The organism is uncultured Planktosalinus sp. (assembly GCF_963973675.1).
Taxonomy (GTDB): Bacteria; Bacteroidota; Bacteroidia; order Flavobacteriales; family Flavobacteriaceae; genus Planktosalinus.
In genome coordinates, this window is record NZ_CAXBAN010000007.1 from 1 (window position 1) to 17,197 (window position 17,197).

The window sequence follows — 17,197 nt, forward strand, 5'->3', positions numbered from 1 at the left end:
ATATACCAATGAGGGTATTTCATGAGTATATAAATAATTCTAAACTACCTACTTCTAAAATTTCAATTAACACAGGGATTTCAGAGGAAGATATAAATGATTTTAAGAGTCAGGAGAGGTTCCCCACTTATAATGATCTTAGAAAGCTGAGTAAGTTTTTTAAATCTCCCATATCTACCCTTTTGTCAAAAGTTGAAGAGACCCCGGAATATAACTTTTTATTCCGCAAATCGGTTGAAGAGGATATTGACTTAGTTGTTATTGATAAGTTTAGGAAATACATCTCCAATATTCTTAAAATAAATGCTGATGTAAAAAAGATAGTGCCGATACGGGAGATACTTAAGCCAGCCAACGATAATTATCAAAGTGCAGAAATTTTGGCTACCGAATTCAGAACCCTTTTCTTTTCCGCGGATCTTCAATCACCTTTGACAAATTTACCACAATTACTTTCTCATGAATTAGGCTTTGTTATTAAAATTATGGAAGCAGGAAGTAATGCTGATGGTGCTTCAGCATTTGTACAAGATCACATCTTTCTTTTTGTCTCACCGAGATTTGAAGGAAGAATGCTTTTTACCTTGGCACATGAACTTGGACACATTCTCAATCACCACAGCAATGAAAATTTTTTCTATCTTGATAAAAACATTCCTGGTAATTTTAATAGTTCAAAAGGGTATCAGGAACGTTTTGCTAATACATTTGCATCCGCTTTATTACTCCCGCTCAACGGTATAGTAACTATGCTAAAAAAAATCCGAGAAATAAACCGCATTCCTGATGATAGCCCTATTGGGGACATAGAAATTCTTTATATCGCTAGGTTCTATGGAGTTAGTTTTGATGTTGTTGCCAATCGATTTGAACATCTCAGTTTAATTCCTGAAGGAGGTAGTTACTCTTTATCGCAAAAGATTAAGAAAGACTTTGGTAGCGCTGAAAAAAGAGCCAATGAACTTGGTCTCCCTGAGCGTATTGTTCTTGATTTCGATTTACTACCGCCTTTTATAATTCATAAAGCAGTTACTCTCATAAATGAAGGACGTTTTTCTGTTGAACGGATGGCGCAGATGCTTGCAATACCCTTAAACAGGCTAATTAAATATCACGCTGAATTTGGAGATCATTAAAAAAATATGCTTGGATGCGTGCTCGGTAATTAATCTAATAAATTGTAATAATTTACATTCTGTTCTCTCATTAGAGAATACTACATTTTTTATTGGGCCTGCTGTTTACGATGAGGTGGTAAAATTACCTGAACAGGAGGTGATAATAAATACATTTATATCCAAAGGTGTTATAGAGATATATGATGGTGAAATTAATATTGATCTTGTTGATTCATTTTTTGAAACCTATCAATTGGGAGACGGGGAAACAGAAACAGTAGCTATTTGTGTTCAAAATGGCTTTACTATGTGTTGTGATGACCGACTGGCTCGTGCAATGGCAGAAACAGTAATTGGAGAAGATAAGACGATGGGGTCTTTACGTTTACTTAAATTTACGGTACAAGCCGGTATTTTGTTGTGTAAGGATGCCTTTGTTGCATATCGACTCATGATTAGTGAAGGGGGATTCTTACCAAAAAATATTAGCAATCACTTTTTTTGTAGTTCTTGATAATTAGTATTGAGCTTTTCTAAAATATAAATTAAGGGATTTCCCACGCAAGGTATTTGTGTTTGAAATTCATTGCCACAGTATTCGCAAAGGTGATGTTGATGAGGACGAATGGAAGAATCTAAGCGATCAAAATGATATTTATGACATTTTGTGCAACTAAATGCTAATATTTTTCCTTCTAAATGAAGTAACGAGTTTTGAATCATTAAATATCTTACCTGTGATTCAGAAAGTTCAATATCATCAATGATAACTTTACCATAAGTTTCATCATGAATTCGTTCACCGGTATTATTATTCTCATACACATGAACATGGATGCCTGCCTCTTCTCTTTTCCCTCGTGTCCATATAATTGCGGGATTTGACCCCCATATTTCAATTCCTCCAGGATAATCTTTTTGTTTAATATCTAGTACACGATCTACAAGTTCTATAGATTGTCTATCAAATTGGTCCTCGAATATTTTCTTAATACTTATAACCGGATTCGAGATACCCTCTATTTCATCCCAGAACTGTTTACCGCAATAAGTACATAGATGTTTACGGTGATAGGTTACCGCAAAGTAATCAGAATCAATATGGGGCTCTCCGCAATGGCTACAATGAATACACTTCATAATTTTTCCGGTAACCATGGATGTAGTGTAAGCCGTTGCTATTTCAGCATTTAACTTTATGTATTTTATAGTACTAAATAAATCTGTGGAGGGGGTCTTTATATAAACTTCTTTAAAAGTAGCATCAATATCCTTTTCTCCGTCATCGGTGTTTCTAGCGTGCACATGGATTCCTTCGTCCTCTATCTGTAATGAAGTTGTACTATAAATGGGTTTTAGTGATCCCCATAAACCTATACCACCTTTCCAATCTCTAGGATCAATATATAGTTTTTCTTCTTCTTTTACCTCTGGCAAGTGTGCTTTTTCGCAGATTTTTGAAATGCCTTCTTCATTAACTTTGACAATTGATTTATGGGCAGTACACCAATATTTAAAGTTTCCATTTCTGTGCTTGCCAATATTTTTAATTTTACAAGACACCATTTAAAAATTAAAGATTATTGAAGAAAAAAAGTGTAGTTCACTAAAATACAAAAAATAAATTAAATTTATCGCAGTTAGAAATTTTTTTATATATGCAAATAAAAGACTACTTTTTTAAAATAAAATATGTTCTTTATTACTTACTCTCTCCGATTTCTCAAGACGTGACTTCATTTTGGCCTCTAAAGATTTTTCCAAAGCATACTTTTCTATAAAGGAATCAAACAAAATCTTCACGACATTCCTGTTATACTCCGAAAGCCCTTGAATGGATTCCAATTTTTGGGTCAATGATCTATCACTGATTTCCCGGGACTGGAAAAGTTCAACCATGTAGATGTCCATCGCTTCGGGTATCCTTTTCAGGCTGCTTAAATTACTTTTATCGCATCGGATTTTTCAAATATGAATGTGTAATAGGCTTTATCAGGCTGTTTAATTTTAAATGACAAAGACTTCAAAACTTACCTTTCATTTAACGTCACACCATTATACTTTAACCCTATTTACCTTTCTTCCATATTAATGATAAAGGAGTTAAGAAACTGTACTTTACTAAAACAAAGTCAAGTAATACCTTGCTTCGCAGAACATGAGCATTAATTAATTTTTTTTAAAACAGATATTGTTTAATTCTCAAAATTTAAAAACAATAATTATGGAAATAAGTAATTTTCAATCTTTACTAGGGTTTTTATTAATAGTGCTTTTAGTACTTATTCCTTTAAATAAAGAACATAGAAAAAACGTTACAAAAAGCTATAAATCATTTATTCCCATGTACGGGATAATTAAAATTATAACAAAATGGTTTAAATATAAGTCTAAAGGAAAAGGGAAAGGGAAAGGGAAAGACTGATAATGAGATAATCTGTACAATATATTTTATATATTTGATTATCTCCCACATTTAATCACTGAAATGATTCTGTCTGATAATTCCTTAATAAAAAACCCTTCTGTAATTTTTAATAAAGAACTCGTTGTATCGCTAAATGCTATACGATATAGTGTGGAAATTTGTGAACTTTCATACTTGCGTTTAATTGGGCTACTTTCAAGAATTACAGATAAAAAAAATAATAGTGTTCAGGATTACGAATTTTCTGAAATCTATTTAGAAGCTTGGTCAATAATTAACAATTCTGTTGTCCTAAGAAAAGTTTTAAATGCACATTTTGAAATTGATTTAAATGCACCTGTTTTAGACGAAATAAATAAGGCTATTCATCTACGAGATTCTTATCAACATATTGATGAGAGAATTAAACAAGTTTTAGCTGAGAATGATTTTCCTGTCTTCGGCGCATTAAGTTGGTTCAAGCGTTACCCTAATTCAAATAAAGCGATATTCTGCTCAACTTATTCCGGGTCGTTTACTAATAAAAAAATGCCTAAAGTGACTTTTTCTAATGAAAAAGATGAAAATCCAGAAAATAATATCCAAAAAATTGAACTTACCAATATTGTCAGAGAAAGAGTAAAAGGTAAAAATGATAATTTTTTTGAATCAACAATTCATATTTCTAAATTGATGTATGATCTAAGTGATATAATTGAGCATATTGAAGAGGGTTTAAAGTGTGCCTTTCCGGATATTGATATGAAAGAAAGGCACAAATCAGATTTGATTTTTAGATTAAAAGGATTTATGGCAAAATAAATGAATACTCATTCTTCTAATGTTTTTTGTAAGAGTATTTTAAATTCTACTATTTGGGCTCAAAAAGAATAAATTAAGGATATTTTAAATTATATGACGGATTCACAAAAAATATTTGAAAACTACAAGCCATTAAAAAACCATTTTACAAAACTATCGCTTGCCGATTCTTTATACGTCATTTGGGCATATTCACAGAATTTTTCATTTAATAGTAAGATGCCTCAAGATATACAGGTAGCTAAATATTTTATAGATGCAGAAGATTTTATCGAAAAGAAATTTTTCCCTTGGGAATTAGAAATCATTTTAAGGGAAGTCATTATAAATTCTCCTGATAGAAGAAATAAGAAATCACTTAGAGAGTGGGATTACTTAAGAAAAATAGTCAATCAATTAAAGGATTTCGAAAATAAAATTTCAGAAATCTATTCGGAAAGAAGAAATGTCTATGTAGAATTATTTAGGGTGGCTCACAGACAATTTCCGTTACAAAATAAAATAGACACAAAAGACTTAATAAGGCATTATAAAATATTTTCTGATAAAGACTTAAAGCCAATTGTTGAAAATGAATTAAATATTACTGTCGATAAACTATATATTATTGGATTAATGTTTAGTGGTTTTTTTCTTAAAAGCCATAATATAATTTATCCTTTTAAAAGTGATATATCAATAATTGATGAAACTTCAATTGATTCATTTTTAAAATTATTCTCTATTGATTTTTCTGAGTTAAAGGAATTTTATGATAGCAACAAACAGTTTAATGATAAGTTTGCGTATTCATTTAATCCACTGAGAGCTCGACCTATTATTAAAAAGGAAAACACGAAAGGTGAAATTACATTATATGCACCAATACCACTATTAATCTTATTTAAACTTACATCAGGAATCTATTATGATCTCGTCAATTCAAATAAAAAGTTTGGCGAAAAGTTTGGATTTGCATTTGAAAATTATGTTGGTGAATTTTGTGTTTCTCAGAAATTAAATGATGGTTTCAAATTAATTAAAGGAGAAAAGTACAAAATAGGTAAGCGTGAGAAAGAAACTGTAGATTGGATAATTGAAGAGAAATCATCTTTGCTCTTTATTGAGTGTAAAACTAAGAGGCTAAAGAATATAGCTAAAGAAGGGCTTGAAGATGAGCAACCAATTAAACTTGAAATAAAAAAAATGGCAGAATTTGTATTTCAAGTCTATAAGTCAATCAAAGATTTTAAAGAAAACAAATATCCAAGCATAAAATATAATCCTGAGCAAGAAATATTCCTTATAATCCTTACTCTTGAAGAATGGTACCTTTTTGGAAACTTCACTGATGAAGAGTTATTTAAAGAAATAGAAACTTTGTTTTCACAAAGCGGTCTTCCTAAAGATTACTTGGAAGAAATGCCCTTTACAATAATTTCTACTAGAGATTTCGAATTGTTAATTCCAGTAATTAAAGAGGTTGGAATTAGAGAAGTTTTCAAAGAAAAATTATTAAATAAAGAGACCAAATCTTGGAATATGGGTATTTATTTATCAAATGCTTTTCCTAAACTAATTAATAATAATGATAAGACTTTCCAAGAAGATGCTTTAGATAAATTAATTAATCAAGTTAAACCTTAAGTTCAAACACCGTTCACGACCGGCTATCTAAATTATAAAATGAAAAAGTAATTTGTTTTACACATGTTTTACAGAAATCAAAAAAGGCAGCTACATTTCGTTGTAACTGCCTGATTATCTCAGTAGCGGGAACAGGACTCGAACCTGTGACCTTCGGGTTATGAGCCCGACGAGCTACCTACTGCTCTATCCCGCGATATGGGTTTAAAAGAAAAAATGTTTATAAAATGCCAACCATACATTGACCATCTTTCCTTTTGGACTGCAAATATACAACAGATTTCTATTTCTGCAATACGAATTGTTAAATCTTTGATTAAAACAATCCTGAAATAGTTCCTTCATCGTCAATATCAATATTTTCTGAAGCTGGGTGTGCAGGCAATCCGGGCATGCGCATCATTTCGCCAGTTATTGGGACTAAGAAACCTGCTCCTGCAGCTATTTCGATTTCTCTGACTGTAATTGTAAATCCCGTGGGTCTTCCAATCAATGCCGGGTTGTCTGAAAGTGACTTTTGGGTTTTTGCTATACAAACAGGAAGCTCATTAAGACCTAAATTGGTAATTTTCTTTAAATCAAGTTTAGCTCTTGAAGCATATTCTACTTTAGCCGCTCCATAAATTTTTGTGGCGATGGTTTCAATTTTTGATTGTACATCAGATTTCCAATCATAAAGAGGGGTGAAGTTTGATTTGTTTTCTTCAACAGCGGCCACAACTTCATTGGCTAAATCGATAGCACCTTTCCCGCCTTTGGCCCAAACCTCGGCAAGGGCTACTCTTACTCCTTTAGATTTTGCAAATGCTTTGATGGCTTCAATTTCTTCGTCGCTATCTGTGATAAATTTATTGATAGCAATTACAGGAGTTAACTGAAACTGAAGAATGTTTTCAAGGTGTTTTTCCAGATTAGGCAAGCCCTTCTTGAGAGCAGTTACATTGGGTGTTTTTAAATCATCCAATGAGGCGCCACCATGATATTTCAACGCTCTGATAGTAGCTGTGAGCACCACAACTTTTGGCTTTAAATCGGCACTTTGGCATTTAATGTCCAGAAATTTTTCTGCACCAAGGTCTGCGCCAAATCCGGCTTCAGTAACGGTATAATCAGATAGGCTCATGCCCATTTTTGTGGCAATAACCGTATTGGTTCCTTGAGCGATATTGGCAAAGGGACCTCCGTGAATAATGGCGGGGTTCCCTTCAAGGGTTTGAACAAGGTTTGGTTTTATAGCGTCTTTTAATAAAACAGCCATAGCGCCTTCAGCTTTTAAATCTCTTGCATAAATGGGTTTTTTGTCGAAAGTGTAGCCTACAAAAATAGCTCCCATCCTTTTTTTCAAATCGGTTAAATCTGTTGAAAGACAAAGAATAGCCATTATTTCTGAAGCCGCTGTAATGTCAAAACCCGATTCACGAGGTATGCCAGAGCCGGTGCCACCCAAACCAATGATAATATTTCTCAAGGAGCGATCATTGACGTCCATAACGCGTTTCCAAGCAACTGTACGTGCGTCAATCCCCAGAGAGTTTGTTTTACTTTGAATGTTATTATCAATCAATGCCGAAAGTAAATTATGCGCCTTTTCTATAGCCGAAAAATCACCCGTAAAATGCAGGTTGATGTCTTCCATAGGAATTACCTGTGCATAGCCGCCGCCGGTTGCTCCGCCTTTAATTCCAAAAACAGGACCTAAGGAGGGTTCTCTCAAAACGACAGTTGTTTTTTTGCCAATTTGATTCAATCCTTCAGAAAGCCCGATTGAAATAGTGGTTTTTCCTTCACCAGCGGGAGTAGGTGATATTGCAGAAACTAAAATTAGATTGCTGCTTTCAGCTTTCGTTTTGACTATAAGTGAAAGGGGAAGTTTTGCCTTATGCTTTCCGTAGAGTTCTAAATCATCAGGATTGATGCCTAGTTTTTTTGCTACGTCTGCGATATGGAGCGGAGTGGCCTTTTTGGCGATGTCTAAATCGGTCATAGAAATTATGTTCTGATTAATATTCTCAAAAATAGGGATTTTAAAACTTTTATTGAATGATAAATGTCAATGAAAGGAATTTTATCCCCCTTTGTCTATCTTTTTCTAGAGTTATTTCGACGTCCTGAACCTCGTGAAGACCTACCCTGCTGAAGTGTCTTTTCCACGTGATGGTTGACTAATGGAAAGTTTTCGTTATCCAAAACAGGAATTTGCTTGCCAATGAGTTTTTGAATGTCCTTCAAATAGGCTTTTTCTTCTGCATCACAAAAGGCGATGGCAATCCCGTCAGATCCTGCTCTTCCGGTTCTTCCAATGCGATGTACATAAGATTCAGGAATATTTGGAAGTTCATAATTAATTACATGAGTAAGGTCGTCGATGTCAATTCCTCGGGCAGCAATATCAGTAGCTACCAACACACGGGTTTCTTTTGATTTAAAACTGTTTAGGGCACGCTGACGGGCATTTTGTGATTTGTTACCGTGAATGGCTTGTGATTTTATACCGGCTTTTATAAGGTCTTTTACAACCTTGTCTGCTCCGTGTTTGGTGCGTGTAAAAACAAGAGCCCTGTCAATTTTTTTATCTGAAAGTACTTCTTTCAATAAATGCTTTTTGTTTTCTTTATCTACAAAGTACACTGCTTGATTGATCGTGTTTGCAGTGCTTGATACGGGTGTCACTTCCACTTTGGTTGGATTGACCAGAATGGTATTTGCCAGTTTCACTATGGGGTCAGGCATGGTTGCTGAAAAGAACAAGGACTGTCTTTTCTGTGGGATCTTGGCGATGATTTTCTTTACATCGTTTAAAAATCCCATATCCAACATACGGTCAGCCTCGTCTAGTACGAAAAACTCCAGTTGATTCAAATGCACAAACTTCTGGCTTATTAAATCCAACAGGCGCCCGGGGGTTGCAATTAAAACATCAATTCCTGAACGTAACGACTTCACCTGACTGTTTTGACTTACCCCACCAAAGATTACTTCATACTTTAGGTTAGTTTTGGCGCCGTAATTTTCAAAACTTTCGGCAATTTGTATAGCGAGTTCTCTTGTGGGGGTTAAAATCAAAGCCCTGATTGGGCGTTTACCGTTTTGATTGTTTTTCTGTTCACTCATTAACTGAATGATGGGAATGGCAAATGCGGCGGTTTTTCCGGTTCCGGTTTGCGCACAGCCTAAAACGTCTTTTCCCTCTAATGCGAGCGGGATGGTTTGTGCCTGAATGGGCGTGGGTGTTGTGTATCCTTCATTTTTTAAAGCCTCAAGGATGGGGCTTATTAAATTTAAATTTTCAAATGTCATTATAAATCGTAAAGAGTTTAAGACCGAATCTATTGAAAAAGGTTCACTGTCTCGGTCTTTGTGACAGGAAATCTTTTTTGTACTGCTTAAACTTTATATGTAATCTGGAGGGTTATTTCCGAAACTTAGGAAAGAAAAAGAGTAGCGATATCTGATTTTTGGTTTTTATAAACCACGATACCGGCGGCAAAGCTAAGCTATTTTTATGATAACAATCAATTTTTTTAAAGAGTTCTTATAACCTGAACATCTCTATGCTGAATATACGGATGAAAAAATAGCCGTACTTTTGTTTTTCAAATTCTTGTTATGCAAAAACACAAAGCCGGTTTCGTAAACATTATTGGCAATCCCAATGTGGGGAAATCTACCTTAATGAATGCCTTTGTGGGCGAAAAACTGTCTATCATCACCAGCAAGGCACAAACGACGAGGCACCGTATTCTGGGTATTGTTAATGGCGAGAATTTCCAGATGATTCTAAGCGATACTCCCGGAATCATCAAGCCTGCTTATCAGTTACAGGAATCGATGATGGGGTTTGTGAAGTCTGCCTTTGAAGATGCCGATGTGCTGATTTATATGGTTGAAATTGGTGAAAAGGAATTAAAGGATGAAGATTTTTTTAATAAAATCATCCATTCAAAAATTCCTGTGTTGTTGCTTATCAATAAGATTGACAAATCTAATCAGGAGCAACTGGAAGAGCAGGTGCAGCTCTGGACTCAAAAAGTACCCAATGCTGAGATTTTTGCCATTTCGGCTTTGGAAGGGTTTCAGGTCAAGGAAGTTTTTGACAGAATTATAGAACTTCTGCCCGAGTCACCACCCTTTTATCCAAAAGACCAGCTCACCGATAAACCGGAACGTTTTTTCGTCAATGAAACCATCCGTGAAAAAATCCTGATGCACTACAAAAAGGAAATTCCATATAGCGTTGAAGTGGATACAGAAGAATTTTTTGAAGAAGAAAACATCATCAGGATGCGTGCTGTCATTATGGTGGAACGCGACACTCAAAAAGGAATTGTCATCGGACACAAAGGGGAGGCGCTAAAAAGAGTAGGAGTGGAGTCTCGAAAAGATCTTGAGAAATTTTTCGGTAAACAAGTGCATTTGGAGTTGTATGTAAAAGTGAATAAAAACTGGCGCACAGATGCAAGACAATTGCGCCGATTTGGTTATGACCAATAGTGAAAAAAATCAGTTGCCTCCTTCAAGTAATTTATTTAAAACACCCTCAAGTTGATGTGCCTGGGGCATTCCTTTTTTGCGATTACTTCTTGCAATAAAATAAAGGCTAAACCAGGCAATAACCATTAAGCTCATAACTGCAATATGAATCGCAAAAGGCTGCTCCAATGACCAATTGGAATAAGCAAAAACTCCAAAAATGATAAAGATTCCCGCCACCACAAAATGCAGAAACATAAACAGAGTCCACAATCCCGGGTCGGGCCCAAAAAGTCCTTTCACTTTTGTTTCGCCATTTTCTTGTGGTTCAAACTCAATGTGAAGATGCGGGGAGTAATATTTTTTATAATCATTTCCAACATAAATCCATAAATGTTCATCTAGTTGCTTTATATAAAAGCGGGGTTTTAGATTTTTGTTTAAATTGACAACCCGTTCTGAGATTACATTCATAGACTCTTGTGTTATACGTTCAAAGCGTGGCCTAAGTTGAATTTGTTTATCAATTTCCATAACACATTAAATAGAAGTGCCTAAAATAGGAACTTGACGTAAAACTAACAACAAAACACGTACCTTTGCAAAAAATTAATTTCAAGAATGTCTGCAATTGTAGCTGTGGTCGGAAGGCCCAATGTTGGTAAATCAACCTTTTTTAACAGAATGATCAAGCGTCGTGAAGCTATTGTCGATGCAGTGAGTGGTGTTACTCGTGACAGAAACTATGGAAAAAGTGACTGGAACGGAAAAGAATTTTCACTGATTGATACAGGAGGTTATGTAAAAGGAAGTGAGGATGTTTTTGAAACAGAAATAGACAAGCAGGTTGAGCTAGCTATTGATGAGGCAGATGCCATTATTTTTATGGTAGATGTGGAAGCCGGTGTAACCGGAATGGATGAAGTTGTTGCCAAACTTTTGCACCGAACCAGTAAACCCGTTTTTCTTGCTGTCAACAAAGTTGACAATGCAAAAAGAGCGGCAGATGCAGCAGAATTTTATTCACTGGGATTTGAAAAAATATATACTATAGCCAGTATTAACGGAAGTGGAACAGGTGAGCTTTTAGATGATTTAGTTGAAACCCTACCTGAAAAAGAACAGAAAGTAGAAGATGAGCTACCTCGCTTTGCAATAGTGGGAAGGCCCAATGCCGGTAAATCTTCTTTCATCAATGCCCTGATTGGTGAAGAACGGTATATTGTAACTGATGTTGCAGGAACCACACGCGATGCCATAGATACCAGGTATAACAGGTTTGGTTTTGAATTTAATTTGGTAGATACTGCTGGTATCAGAAGGAAATCTAAAGTAAAAGAAGACCTTGAGTTTTATTCAGTAATGCGTAGTGTGCGTGCCCTTGAACATTGTGATGTTGCTGTATTGGTGGTCGATGCAACCAGAGGCTTTGAAGGACAAGATCAAAATATTTTTTGGCTGGCTCAAAGAAACAATAAAGGTGTCGTCATATTGGTGAACAAATGGGACCTTGTTGAAAAAGATACCCATTCTACCAAAAATTTTGAAAAGATGATTCGGGAGCACTGTGAGCCATTTACTGATGTGCCTATTGTGTTTATTTCTGCATTGACCAAACAACGTATTTTTAAAGCGATAGAAACAGCAGTTGAGGTATACGAAAATAGAAGCAGAAGAATTCCTACGAGTAAATTTAATGAGGTGATGCTAGAAGTTATAAACCATACCCCACCTCCAGCATATAAAGGAAAATATGTAAAAATTAAATACTGTACCCAACTGCCAACACCTCACCCAACTTTTGCGTTTTTTTGTAATCTACCTCAATATATTAAAGATCCTTACAAACGGTTTCTTGAAAATAAACTAAGAGATAAATTTGATTTTCACGGGGTACCTATTACAATATATTTCAGAAAAAAATAAGTAAACCCTAGGGATTTAGTTTTTAGTATGATTCAGTGTTTTAGTCATTATCATTTATAAACTCAAGTTGATCGCTTTCAATTTCCTTGTGTTTTTTGCCGCCAAATCGGTAAGCAATACTAAAGTTAACTAAATAGTCAGCAAATGCAGCATCCCCTATTCTGTATTCTCCTGTTTGCTGTGTAATGAGTTTATCAGAATAACTTTGAATTCTATTTCTGTAAATTGCAATTGGAACCGTCAAGTTAAAAATGAATTTGTTTTTGGCATAATTGACACCCGGCTCTAAAGAAACTGCATAACCCGGCCTTCTATAACCTTCACTTCCGCCAATAAGATCGCTTGAAGGAACGCCTTCGACTCTTCCGCCAAAGTAAATACCCAATCCCTTAATATTAGAAATGTAGGTGACTCCTAAAAGAGCAGCAAACTGATCAGGGCTTGAAAATTCTGAATTGCCGTTTCTGGTTAAAACGCCATTGGTTTCTGTAACATTAAGCATATAAAACAAAAATGTACTTAAAACAAAATGATCGCTTACAAAATGGTTTCCCTGAAAGTCAAGTGTTATTCCAAAACCTCCATCACCCGGCTGAATTGATTGATCAACAACAGCTTCTCGTGTTTCATTTCGGTCAGGACCTTGATTATAAAAAGTGTCTGTATAATCATGTTTTCCGGTAGGAAGTTTAAAGCCCAAACCTATTGCATAATTATAAGTATGGTTTTCAATTGGGTCAAAAAGCCAATATCCTGCACCAATACGGATATCAGCAAGTCCATATGCAGTAGTGTAGTGCCTTTCACCCAGTCCGTTTGGCGGGTTTCCTCCATGTTCATACATCGATGAGCGATCAAAATGAACAAAGGGTAGTGTAGCAGTAGCATACAATCGATTTGTGATACCATAGGTCACGTTAAAATCTAAAAGATTAGAATAATTAATCACCTCGGTACCATCTTCAACTCGGTGTGGTTCTTCATGATCACCTCTAAAGTGTCTGAAAGATTTAAAACGCCTGTAATTGATTCCGGCTAAAACTTCTCCTTTACTTAAATTAAATACATTGCCGAATCCTGTGCTGCAACTGGATCCTCCACGAATAGCAACACAACCCTGAGCAAAAATTTCTGTTGAAAAACAAAAGAGTAAACCAAGTGTTAAAAGTGATAACTTAAAATAGTTGAAATACATATGAATTGGTTTGGTTGGTTTTTCAAATGTAGTAATATTTGCAAATTAATTTTTAATACTTAATAAAAAATATTAAAATAGAATAATATATACATTTAAAAGGTAATTTTATTAAGAATATATGGGTATAGTATCATCAGATAAGTCATTTTTTTGCTACGTATTTAAGTATTTTTATTTTAAATGTATATCTATTAATTAATTAAACTATTTTTAAAGTTGATTTGATTCTAGAAATTGATTAAAAGTCAACAAAATTATGAGAATAGGTTTCTTTTTGTTTTTTATAATATTTACACTCACATCGCATTCACAAGTAAAATACTTTGAAATAACCGGACAGATTGTTGCCAACGAAACCGGGGAGCCACTGGAATCTGCAACAGTTTATCTTGAAAGGGAACGTGACAGCACTTTAAATACCTATACAATTTCTGACAGAAACGGGAATTTTTTACTTTCAGGAAAAACCTACGAAGAGGAGTTAAGCTTGTTTGTTTCTTATGTGGGGTATGCACCTTATAAACAAGTGATTGGTATTGATATTGAAAAAATTCAATTACCTGTTCCAATTAAATTGCTAACAGATGCAAATTCACTGGATGAAGTTGTCATTCGGTCAGTAGCTCCCATTACCATAAAAAAAGATACATTAGAATTTAATGCAGCATCTTTTAAAACCAGAGCAGGTGCTACTGTTGAAGACTTATTAAAAGAACTACCTGGTGTTGAAGTGGATCTTGAAGGCAATATCACAGTAAACGGAAAACCAGTAAACAAACTTTTAGTCAATGGTAAACCATTTTTTGGAGATGACCCCACTATTGCTACCCGAAACCTCACTAAAGAGATGATTGAAAAGGTACAGGTGATGGACACCAAGACTGATGCAGAAGCCTTTACAGGTGAAGAAGGTGACCAAGAAAATAAAACAGTTAATTTAACTATTAGTGAAGAGAAAAACAAAGGTACATTTGGTCGATTATCAGCAGGAGGAGGTACTGATGAACGTTTTGAATATGCCGGAATCGTAAACAGGTTTGATGGTGACAGGCGAATAAGTCTGCTAGGCGGGGGAAACAATACAAATTCGCCGGGATTTAGTTTTGGGGAAATTCAGAAAATGTTTGGAGGAGGAAGCACTGTTATGATGAATTCCTCAGGCGGTTTTCAAATTGATGATAAAGCATTTGGTTTTGGAAAAGGAATCGTTAATTCCAGAAGCGCCGGCGCCAGCTATGCTGATGCTTATGGAGAAAAAATGGATCTCTCAGCAGATTATTTTTATTCTGGAGCAAATTCAGTAGATGATGAAACAATTGAAAGAGAAAATATTTTTCCTGATACGCGTTTTTTCACAAATTCCATATCCTCTTCAAGACAAAGTAACGATTTGCACAGTACGAATATAAAGTTTGATGTAAAAATAGACTCAACGTTTTTAATTAATGTAAGACCCTCAATAAGTTATGGTACAACTGAAAATTTTCAGTTGCGTGATGAAGTCACTTTAGATGAAAATCAAGAAATCACTAATCAAAGTACGCTGGACAGCAGGACCAGTTCAACTTCAAAAATAGTTAAAAATGCACTCGATATTACAAAACGTTTTGGAGAAAGAGGTGCTTCTTTAACGATTAACATAAACAATGAATGGAATGATCTTGAAGGAAATGATTTGTTGAATTCAGTTACAAGTTTTTCTGAAGACCCAATAAACGACGAAAACAGAAATCAATTAACTGATAGGAATCAAACTTTGAATAGTTTTTTTGGAGCTATTAAATACACTGTCCCGATAATTGCAAAGGAACTCTTTATTGACTTTAGGTACAGCTATCGTTCAGATACACGAAAAAGCTTGCGGAGCACCTTTGATTTTAATGAAAACTCTCAGGAATATGACTCATTTAATTCTTTGCTTAGCACAGATTTTATATTTAAGAACAGCCGAAGCACCCCTGCAATTGGTTTGTCTTTGAGAAAAGAAGATTTTACACTTAGTGTAAGTGGCTCCTACTTGAACAGGATACTTGAATCTACAGATAAATTAAGACCTGCGTTGAGTGTAAAACAAAATTTTGAAGCAATTGAATACAACACCTATTTGAACTATAGATTTTCACCTCAAAAATCAGTTTACTTTAATTACAGTTTAAATAACTCACCCCCTACCTTAGAGCAACTTCAGCCCTTTGAAGATGTTTCTGACCCTCTTAATACAATCATAGGAAATCCTGATTTGGAACCTATCAACACACACAGAGCTTATGTAAGCTATAACAACTTTGATTTTCAAAAAGGGACAGGGCTAAATTTTTATTCTAATTTTTCAATCGTAAACAATCAGGTAACTCCCATCATCGTTTTTGATGAAAATCTAAAGAGAACTACAACATATACCAATGTAAACGGAAATTATAATGGTTATTTGGGAGGTAATTACAGCAAATCTATTAAACTTGATACAATCCATAATATTAAAATCAATACAGGGGTGTGGGGCAATTTAACTAAGGCTATAAACTTTAACAATGAAGAAAAATTTGCTTCAAAATATATTAGCTTAACCCCCAATGTCGGGTTTACTTATACTTGGAAAGATATATTGGAAATCAAACCCAGATACGGACTTAGTTTTAACAGAAATGAATATGATATAGCTATTTTTGGAGAAGAAGAGTTTATAAGCCATAACTTAAGAATTCAAACTGCTACATTCTTACCAAAAAACCTTGAATGGCGCAATGACATCAATTATAATTACAACCCAAACGTGGCAGTTGGTTTTCAAAGAAGTTCATTGTTTTGGAACAGTACGCTTGCCTATACCATATTAAAGGACCGGGGCATTATTACATTAAAAGCATTTGACCTTTTAAATCAAAATACAAATGCAAGACGTTCAGTAAGCCAAAATTATATACAGGATGTTCAAAGCACGGTACTTCAACAGTACTTTATGGTAAGCTTTAGCTGGAAATTCAATACATTGGGTAAAGAAGGAGAAACACAAAGCGACAGCCCATTTTTCTTTTTTTAACTTAATGTAGTAATAGTTTGATAAACTTTATTGATGTTTATCAAACCACCCCACGATATAACCCACTTGTCGTATTAAGTTTGACGGCCTGGCAGTGATGCCGTGACTAGCTTCCGGGATGCGAACCAACATAGCTTCTTTACCTTGTATTTTCAAAGCGTTATAGTATTGTTCAGACTCACTCATAGGTGTGCGATAATCATTTTCACCGCAAATAATCATCGCGGGTGTGTTGACATTTCCTACCAGCGAAATGGGCGAATGATCTAAATACTGAGCAGGGTCTTCCCATGGTTTTTTATTAAACCAATATTGATAATAAACAGATCCACCATCTGAAGTCAAGGCAAAGCTATACCAGTTTATCACGGGCTTGCTCACAACGGCAGCTGCAAAACGATCTGTTTTTCCAATGCTCCAACTTGTAAGCACTCCGCCACCACTGCCACCTGTAATATACAGTCTTTCTGTGTCTACAAAACCTCTTGCAATCACTGCGTCGATTCCGCTCATCAGATCATCATAGTCTTCACTGGGATAATTGTTGTTGATATATGCCGCAAATTCTTCACCGTAGCTGGTGCTTCCAC

The 17,197-nt window shown here is 35.0% G+C and carries 15 protein-coding genes and 1 tRNA gene; 8 read left to right on the forward strand and 8 right to left on the reverse strand.

The window, feature by feature from the left end; all coding sequences use genetic code 11:
* Both AACY61_RS00630 and AACY61_RS00635 read left to right on the forward strand, forming a co-directional pair.
* Positions 1–1,136: ImmA/IrrE family metallo-endopeptidase (locus AACY61_RS00630; RefSeq protein ID WP_339609167.1), on the forward strand; the 1,136-nt coding region annotated here is incomplete at its 5' end.
* Positions 1,123–1,632 carry a hypothetical protein gene (locus AACY61_RS00635; protein WP_339609169.1) on the forward strand — a complete coding sequence of 170 codons (510 nt, stop codon included), beginning with the start codon at positions 1,123–1,125 and terminating at the stop codon, positions 1,630–1,632. The genes AACY61_RS00630 and AACY61_RS00635, both read left to right, overlap by 14 nt.
* Here AACY61_RS00635 and AACY61_RS00640 read toward each other — a convergent pair.
* Entirely contained in the window at positions 1,611–2,684 is a 1,074-nt protein-coding gene (locus AACY61_RS00640; protein ID WP_339609171.1) for a hypothetical protein, read from the reverse strand. The two genes, AACY61_RS00635 and AACY61_RS00640, sit on opposite strands and share 22 nt — an antisense overlap.
* A gap of 114 nt (positions 2,685–2,798) precedes the next feature.
* Complete coding sequence (locus AACY61_RS00645) at positions 2,799–3,029, reverse strand: hypothetical protein (RefSeq protein WP_339609173.1); 231 nt, start codon at positions 3,027–3,029, stop codon at positions 2,799–2,801.
* Between the two features lie 313 nt (positions 3,030–3,342).
* Between AACY61_RS00645 and AACY61_RS00650 the strand changes: the two genes are divergently transcribed.
* The 3 genes from AACY61_RS00650 (at position 3,343) to AACY61_RS00660 (ending at position 5,973) form a co-directional block, all read left to right on the forward strand.
* Positions 3,343–3,543: a hypothetical protein gene (locus tag AACY61_RS00650; RefSeq protein WP_339609175.1), complete on the forward strand. Its 201-nt coding sequence runs from the start codon at positions 3,343–3,345 to the stop codon at positions 3,541–3,543.
* Between the two features lie 63 nt (positions 3,544–3,606).
* On the forward strand, positions 3,607–4,347 hold the full coding sequence (locus tag AACY61_RS00655) for a hypothetical protein (protein ID WP_339609177.1): 741 nt from the start codon (positions 3,607–3,609) through the stop codon (positions 4,345–4,347).
* 93 nt (positions 4,348–4,440) lie between these two features.
* Positions 4,441–5,973 (forward strand): hypothetical protein, encoded by a 1,533-nt coding sequence (locus AACY61_RS00660; protein WP_339609179.1) that lies wholly within the window; start codon positions 4,441–4,443, stop codon positions 5,971–5,973.
* Between the two features lie 123 nt (positions 5,974–6,096).
* On the opposite strand, the gene AACY61_RS00665 is transcribed toward AACY61_RS00660, so the two are convergent.
* The 3 genes from AACY61_RS00665 to AACY61_RS00675 form a co-directional block, all read right to left on the reverse strand.
* A tRNA-Met gene (locus tag AACY61_RS00665) sits at positions 6,097–6,169 on the reverse strand.
* A 120-nt stretch (positions 6,170–6,289) separates the two neighbouring features.
* Positions 6,290–7,966, reverse strand: a complete 1,677-nt coding sequence (locus AACY61_RS00670; protein WP_339609195.1) for a formate--tetrahydrofolate ligase — start codon at positions 7,964–7,966, stop codon at positions 6,290–6,292.
* Between the two features lie 86 nt (positions 7,967–8,052).
* Positions 8,053–9,270: a DEAD/DEAH box helicase gene (locus AACY61_RS00675; RefSeq protein WP_339609181.1), complete on the reverse strand. Its 1,218-nt coding sequence runs from the start codon at positions 9,268–9,270 to the stop codon at positions 8,053–8,055.
* A gap of 309 nt (positions 9,271–9,579) precedes the next feature.
* On the opposite strand from AACY61_RS00675, the gene era reads away from it, so the two are divergent.
* On the forward strand, positions 9,580–10,464 hold the full coding sequence (era, locus tag AACY61_RS00680) for a GTPase Era (RefSeq protein WP_339609183.1): 885 nt from the start codon (positions 9,580–9,582) through the stop codon (positions 10,462–10,464).
* Between the two features lie 9 nt (positions 10,465–10,473).
* Here era and AACY61_RS00685 read toward each other — a convergent pair whose 3' ends face one another.
* Positions 10,474–10,917, reverse strand: a complete 444-nt coding sequence (locus AACY61_RS00685; protein ID WP_339609185.1) for a hypothetical protein — start codon at positions 10,915–10,917, stop codon at positions 10,474–10,476.
* Between the two features lie 147 nt (positions 10,918–11,064).
* On the opposite strand from AACY61_RS00685, the gene der reads away from it, so the two are divergent.
* The gene (gene der, locus AACY61_RS00690; protein ID WP_339609187.1) at positions 11,065–12,369 is read left to right on the forward strand and encodes a ribosome biogenesis GTPase Der; all 1,305 of its coding nucleotides are present in this window, start codon (positions 11,065–11,067) and stop codon (positions 12,367–12,369) included.
* Positions 12,370–12,409: 40 nt separating this feature from the next.
* On the opposite strand, the gene AACY61_RS00695 is transcribed toward der, so the two are convergent.
* A complete protein-coding gene (locus tag AACY61_RS00695; RefSeq protein ID WP_339609189.1) occupies positions 12,410–13,564 on the reverse strand; it encodes a hypothetical protein in 1,155 nt (384 codons plus the stop codon).
* Between the two features lie 259 nt (positions 13,565–13,823).
* On the opposite strand from AACY61_RS00695, the gene AACY61_RS00700 reads away from it, so the two are divergent.
* Positions 13,824–16,607, forward strand: coding sequence for an outer membrane beta-barrel protein (locus AACY61_RS00700; protein ID WP_339609191.1), 2,784 nt, complete (start codon positions 13,824–13,826; stop codon positions 16,605–16,607).
* Positions 16,608–16,634: 27 nt separating this feature from the next.
* On the opposite strand, the gene AACY61_RS00705 is transcribed toward AACY61_RS00700, so the two are convergent.
* Positions 16,635–17,197, reverse strand: a 563-nt coding sequence (locus tag AACY61_RS00705; protein WP_339609193.1) for a prolyl oligopeptidase family serine peptidase, incomplete at its 5' end; no start/stop codon positions are given.